We start from the raw sequence: 6,274 nt of genomic DNA on the forward strand, positions 1-6,274 counted from the left end.
TTGCTGATCTTGATCGTATCGGATAAAATTGAACGTCACGGGTGAATCCTTACGCTGTACAGGATTTTCTGCTAGATAAGGTCTACGTCATGTGAGTTCTCTGCCGATATTTCTTGGACAGGCTCTATAGACACCCTTGTTTCGTCGTCAAGGCTAAACGGCACTAACTACTCTTTCGAACAACAGTAAATAAAATAATTGAAAGACTACTCGCTGAAGGCTTTCTTCACTTCATCAAAAGTAGCAAAATCGAAATTAACTACGTCTTCTACAGCCTGGTCAATGTTCTCTTGAACTTCTTCTTCTGTTTTGTTTTCCCAGGCTGATGTACCGCTCATATCTACGTAAATGAATCGCAGGGTAATCAGTATTTCGACGGTTCTATATGATTGTCACACTGAAAAAATTGCCGCTATGGGACGAGATTATTCGTGTCGAACTATCGAAGACATATACTAACAAATTCTCATTGCAGTTGAGCCATTAGTCTGGGCCAAGTGGATGCGTTCAATTCGTTCTTTTAAGCTCGGAGCCACAGTTAGGACAGAAGCGTTCGTCGCCGTCCAGCAACCGGAGACACTCGACACAAACGCGATTGTTCGGTGAGATGGCGATGTCTTCGAGGAAGTCCATCGCGGTCCGATCGTCGAAACCTGGTCGGTAGCCGTCAGCATAGCCGGGAAGTGTTGAGGCCCATTGGACAGTGCCATCGTCATCGACAAGCGCGATGTTACCTGCAATATTGAGTTTTCCATATCGTCTGAATCCCTCCGAAGGGGTGGGCTCAATGGACTGGCTGAGCGAACGATTCCTTTTGAGATCACGTTCGTAGACCTCTTGTGGGGTCGAAGAATGTACCTCTCCGGGAAAATCGGTGATTAGTCCGTGCTGTTCATCGATTCGCTCGATTTCAACTAGAATGTCGTGGGAATCGTGAAGCTTTCGCAACAATCGGAGGGTGTGTTCGTGTAATTCTTCGATGTCGGCGTCAGCATAGTATCGTACTCTCATTGTAACCTACGCGTGAGAATCATGACTGTAGCATTGTTCTGTTTTGGTTGATAACACGTCATTTGTTGTCTAGGGGTCATAATGATAGACGTATGGGTGGCTTGTTTTCCCCTTGGGAACGATCTCTGACAGAATCTCATTGAGCTGATCTTCAGTTGGTGCCGTAGCAACAACCTGTCCATCATAGATCCCAACATACGCTTCGTTGAGGCCGAGTTCGCGGAACTCTCGACCGAGTCGCCGGGCGTTTGCCTTCCCGAGTTGTTGGTGATAGACACGTGCTAATTCGTCGGTTTTGTCCTTGAGTTCCTCTATCTCGTCGGCAAATCGCTGGCGGTTCTCTTTGTTCTTCGTATAAAACTTCACACGCTCAGTGTCACTACGCTCGGGTTCGTCTTTTGGAGGGAGCGTTTTAGCGATACCAAACTTGTGTTTGGCTTCCTCATAGATGGTTTCTGGATCATCGGTAATCATCTCCATAGCCATTCCTGCGAGCATATCGGCACGTTCTAAGCCGTCTGTAATGATCCGCCCATTGTATGGGAGTAATACGACTGATGTCATTGCAACAGGGAGTGCTTCTTCAGGAAGTGTGTCGGCATAGTCATCATAGACACCTGTGACCTTGTAGGCCCGTGGTTCGTCTGGATCCAGAAATACAGTCCCGTCTTCGAGGTGTTCGACGACAAAAAACTGGCCCTCTTTGTAGTTCTCCCAAGATTTGATCTGGCTGAGTTGCGGCTGAGAAAACTCAGTAGGATTCTCTCTGACGAAATCCTCAATAATCTCGACTGCATTCTCTTCTTGATAGAGTCTCTCGTGAAGCGGCCGAATATCGTCAATGAATGCATTCTGAATTCCTTCGTAGGTATCAACTCCCGGCATAACACCGAACTGATTGTTTGCGTACACAAGCAATTGTCCCTGTAATTGAAGAAACTGGCTTGCTTCGTCTGGATCGAGAACTGACGGATTGGTTTTGTCACCGGGGCCTGGAACCAAGTCGACGCCCTCCTCTTCGAGTCTGATAAGGATTTCTTCGATAACTGCATCGTACTCTTCAGGAGAGACGTCTGCTTGGTCGAGTGCGCTATCGGGGTCGATTCGGCCCTCAACACCCTCTGTTGCCGCTGTAAGTGCGGAAAGAACAGCATCGGATTCCGGTGATAAGGAATTAATGATCTCTTCGAGTTGTTCTTGTTCTACTTCTGCCGGTAGTAGGAACTCACCCACGTCGAGACTCTCAGCCTCAGTAGGTTCCCAGTCGGAGGGAGTGTCGCTACCCATAGAGGAATTCCATCTTCCACAAGCAAAATTTGTTCCGTCACAGTGCTGGGAATTTGTTAGACATCGTTGGTCGAACGTTCGTTATTCGAGTACTGTCTCACCACTGACGACGGATTACCCTGTCAGATCGAAGTCTTGCTGCCACCGCCATCAAGAGAGTGGACAACTAGCGATATTGACGTGCCCGTCGGGAGAGGGAATTCGAATCTCCAAGGTTACCGACAGTGATCATATGTATTGTGTACAGAGCGCGAAGAAATGAACCTCGATTTTGAAAGGAAAAATACCGAGATACAGAACGATCTCCGAATTGGGGATGCTAATTCCCCCGCGCAGAGTCTAACTTAGATCTCCATACTCGGTGGCTGCGCGCTTGAGACCGAACTGGATCATGTCGTCAAACTGTTGGAGTCGCATTGGATGAACATTTTCACCGAGTACTCGAAGAAGGTGCTCAATGTCATCGTCGGATAGCGGATCTGGTGAGTCAAGCTCGGTTGTCGGGTCCCAATATCGAGGCGATTCTGGGAAGGAATGGTCAAGGATACGCTGCATTCCTTCGACATAGTGGAGATCCTCAGTGGTGTCTTGAGATTGTAAAATGTGGTCATAGAGGTTGATAGCGGCGTTCGCATCAGCAAAGGTGACATGTATGAGTGCCGAGGCGGCCCAGAATTCATCGTCAGCTTCGGCACGGGCAAGTATGCGATCTGCGACGGCTTTGTCTTGGTGACCAATACCCCAACCGAAGGCAGCTGATTCCTCTGCTGCAATGTCTTTGTCATCCTCTCTTGTTATTTCTCCAAGATAATCGAGTGCCCACGTTGGAATTTCATCAACGTCGTGACGAAGACGTGTGCGAATAATACACCGCCCGAGAATATTCGCAATTAACATCGTACAGTGATGGTCGCCTACAGCAGGTGGGTAGGCATCGGCACAATCCTTCAAAAACGACCAATCTGGCTCATGATCGACAGCGGCAGCGTCAATGACTTTGAGTGTCTCTTTGAGGTAGTCCCACAATACGTCACGAAAGAGGTCACCGCTCTGGTCCAGTGCGCTGTCTAGTGTTGTGTTCCAGTTAGCAAGTAAGGTGTAGATGTCGGCTTGATTGCCTTCAGTTGCCTCTCTGAGTGCCTGTTTTAGCGGTTCAGTATTGTGGGTCATGAATGACTATGGGTTAGATTGTCTGTGCAAAACGGTTTCGCCGGTGACAGTGACATCTTCGCCCGCCGTGAACGACTCGGGTTCCTGCTTGCAGAAATATGAATAGTAGCTCTTGCCTACTCTGGTGAAACAACTGCCTGAAATCTGATATCGGTGGATTTGGAGTACAACATATTGAGGGTGTGTGCAGCATCGTCAGTATGTTTGTTTCGTCACGATACCACTGAATTGTCTGATTGCTGAACCCGTGAATTGAATGACCATGCCACCGACATCTATATCAGTATGAAAAAAGTATGAATGGATATGCCAAAACACAAACGAAAAGTCGGAGATCGGGGGCAGGTGACGATTCCGAAGGAACTGCGGGACCGTCGTGGCATCGAAGGCGGTGACGAAGTTGAGTTTGTCGAAGTGAATGACGAGATAATAATCAAACCGCCAACAAATAAGGAACGGCTTGCTGAAGGATACCGAAAGAGAGCCGAGCGGTCTCGTGAGTTGGCTGAAGAAATGGAAGATGCCTCCTCAGAAGCAACCAGGCATCTCGGCGACGCGCCCGGTTGGAGTGAGTGACTTCTGGAGTCAATTGTGCAGCTACGCCGCGGCGACATTGTCATTGTTGAACTGAACCCCACGAAAGGGAGTGAGCAGCAAGGAAAGAGCCGGCCCTGTGTTGTCATCCAGAACGATGTTGGGAATCAGTACTCACCGACAACCATCATCGCACCATTCACAAAGCAGTACACGCCTGGAGACACGTACCCGTTTGAGGTGGAAGTACTGGCTTCGGATACTACCCTCGATCACGATTCAGTGGCAGATCTAAGCCAAATCCGGGTTGTCGACATCGACGAACGCGTGAACAAGAACATTGGATCTGTCTCGTCATCAGACATGGCAAAAATCGACTCGGCAATCAAAAATAGCCTCGGCATTTGAGCGAAAAGTTCCATCAGTGTATACTCTGTACAGACCGATTCAGACCGTCACAGGGTGTATTGGTAGCCGATTCCTGACATCCTTACATGAGGTCTCCGACTACTGAAAGGCGATAACTCACAGTTGTATACTACTACTAGTTCTGCGAGAGTTCACTACCACAGGTCGGACAGAATTTTTCATCTTTCTACAAGCAGGAAACCGGGCCGTTTACGGCCCGGAGGAATGCGACACTTAGCTGTCTGTCCCACTACTGCGTTTCGTCGGTGTCCAGTGCTTTCGCACCTTCCAGCAACAACCCTTTCCACGTATATCCTCGCCGGTCTTTGATCTCGCTCAACTGTTCGTGTTGGTCGTCCTCGACCTCTACTCGAATATATTTGGTCATGCATATGTTTGTTATCCGTTTGTTTTATATGCTTTGGTTGCCTACACTGTACTGTCGGATGACTGTCGGACCAACCGCCACAAAGACTCTCGAAGCCACGCTCGCGCCACCAACGGCGCACAAAGAGCGTCGACTTCTCCGAACGGTGGCGACCTACCGCCGCGCCCTCGAAAATGCCTTCGAGAGTGGTGCGGATACGCAGTCTGCAGTCAATGATGTCGTGACGCCGTACACGCTCACGTCCTACGCCAAAGACGCTCTCAAGAGCTACGTCCCGAAACTGCGGGATACCTACAACGCTTCGGAACTCGAAGACGACCACCCCGTTCGGTTCACGAATCGTGGCTTCCGTCTCGACCATTCCGAGGACCGTCGACATGAGTTCTGCTGGCGTGTCCCGCAGGCGGGGCGTGGCAATGCGTTCTGGATTCCGTTGCGGATCAATCCACAACAGCGTGAGTTGTGGGACGATCTGTTCGACGGCGAGCTGTCGGTCGGTGAGTTCCGACTGCAACACAATCGGACCAATTGGGTGTTGCACGTCACCGTCGAGTACGAGATCGACGGCGCAGAGATACCAGACGACCCAACACCAGTTGGCTTTGATATCGGCGAATCCAAACTCCTGACAGGCTGTGCCCTGACGGAGAACGGAACACCGAAAGAACCGTTCATCTTCGACGGTGGCCGCGCCCGACAGCTCCGAAAGGAGATGCACACCACGCTGAAACGCCTGCAAGGACGCAACTGTGTGGAGTGGCGACGTGATGAGCGATTCGACCACTACCAGAACGCACTCACGGATATCGTCGAGAAGGCGTCTCGGCAGGCAGTTGAGTACGCCCAGCAGTTCGACGATCCTGTGATCGTTCTCGAAGACTTGTCGTACATCCGTGAGAATCTGGATTACGGTTCGTACATGAACCGTCGACTGCACGGCTGGGCGTTCGCTCGGCTCACAGACCGGATCGAGGACAAGGCCGCCGACGCAGGTATCCCGGTTCGGTTCGTAAATCCAGCCTATACGTCTCAGACGTGTCACGCCTGCGGCCAGATCGGTCGACGTGGTTCGCAGGCAGAGTTCCGGTGTACGAACGACGAGTGTTGGGTATCGGAGTATCAAGCAGACATTAACGCGGCGGCCAATATCGGTGGTCGCCTTGACCCGTGGGGAGAGAGCCTGCCTTGGAAACCGGCAGGCGATGACTCGCTACAGGATGGGAGCGGTTGTGACACCGCCACAGGACACCACACGCCGAGTCCGAAACCCGGACAGACGACGCTTGTGGCCTTTCAGTCCTGAAACCTCCCTCGACGCGAGGCTTCCCTTGTAGGAAGCCCCGCCGTTCACGGCTGTCTCTTACCCATAATTCAGTGACAGAATCTAAAACTAACTAAATAAGGTCTGAAAATAAATAATTGGTCAAAATTAGTATATTATTCCGACGGCCTACGATAGGACTGGATTATACTCAG

Annotated in this window: 8 protein-coding genes; 3 read left to right on the forward strand and 5 right to left on the reverse strand. The window is 50.4% G+C overall.

Translation table 11 applies throughout. The annotated features are described in order from the left end of the window. Positions 1-206: 206 nt before the first annotated feature. The 4 genes from O2S87_RS17755 to O2S87_RS17770 form a co-directional block, all read right to left on the reverse strand. Positions 207-338 carry a hypothetical protein gene (locus tag O2S87_RS17755; protein ID WP_475410080.1) on the reverse strand — a complete coding sequence of 44 codons (132 nt, stop codon included), beginning with the start codon at positions 336-338 and terminating at the stop codon, positions 207-209. A 169-nt stretch (positions 339-507) separates the two neighbouring features. Further along, positions 508-1,011, reverse strand: a complete 504-nt coding sequence (locus O2S87_RS17760) for a DUF8045 domain-containing protein (RefSeq protein WP_475410081.1) — start codon at positions 1,009-1,011, stop codon at positions 508-510. Positions 1,012-1,080: 69 nt separating this feature from the next. After that, complete coding sequence (locus O2S87_RS17765; RefSeq protein WP_475410082.1) at positions 1,081-2,298, reverse strand: hypothetical protein; 1,218 nt, start codon at positions 2,296-2,298, stop codon at positions 1,081-1,083. A gap of 339 nt (positions 2,299-2,637) precedes the next feature. After that, positions 2,638-3,468, reverse strand: a complete 831-nt coding sequence (locus O2S87_RS17770) for a DUF8137 family protein (protein ID WP_475410083.1) — start codon at positions 3,466-3,468, stop codon at positions 2,638-2,640. 306 nt (positions 3,469-3,774) lie between these two features. On the opposite strand from O2S87_RS17770, the gene O2S87_RS17775 reads away from it, so the two are divergent. Together O2S87_RS17775 and O2S87_RS17780 are read left to right on the forward strand one after the other, a co-directional pair. After that, positions 3,775-4,044, forward strand: coding sequence for an AbrB/MazE/SpoVT family DNA-binding domain-containing protein (locus tag O2S87_RS17775; RefSeq protein WP_475410084.1), 270 nt, complete (start codon positions 3,775-3,777; stop codon positions 4,042-4,044). Between the two features lie 15 nt (positions 4,045-4,059). Next, the gene (locus O2S87_RS17780; RefSeq protein WP_475410085.1) at positions 4,060-4,410 is read left to right on the forward strand and encodes a type II toxin-antitoxin system PemK/MazF family toxin; all 351 of its coding nucleotides are present in this window, start codon (positions 4,060-4,062) and stop codon (positions 4,408-4,410) included. A 250-nt stretch (positions 4,411-4,660) separates the two neighbouring features. On the opposite strand, the gene O2S87_RS17785 is transcribed toward O2S87_RS17780, so the two are convergent. Beyond that, positions 4,661-4,798 (reverse strand): hypothetical protein, encoded by a 138-nt coding sequence (locus tag O2S87_RS17785; RefSeq protein WP_475410086.1) that lies wholly within the window; start codon positions 4,796-4,798, stop codon positions 4,661-4,663. A gap of 58 nt (positions 4,799-4,856) precedes the next feature. Between O2S87_RS17785 and O2S87_RS17790 the strand changes: the two genes are divergently transcribed. Beyond that, on the forward strand, positions 4,857-6,101 hold the full coding sequence (locus O2S87_RS17790; RefSeq protein ID WP_475410087.1) for an RNA-guided endonuclease TnpB family protein: 1,245 nt from the start codon (positions 4,857-4,859) through the stop codon (positions 6,099-6,101). Positions 6,102-6,274: the final 173 nt, after the last annotated feature.

Source organism: Halohasta sp. A2 (assembly GCF_056175805.1).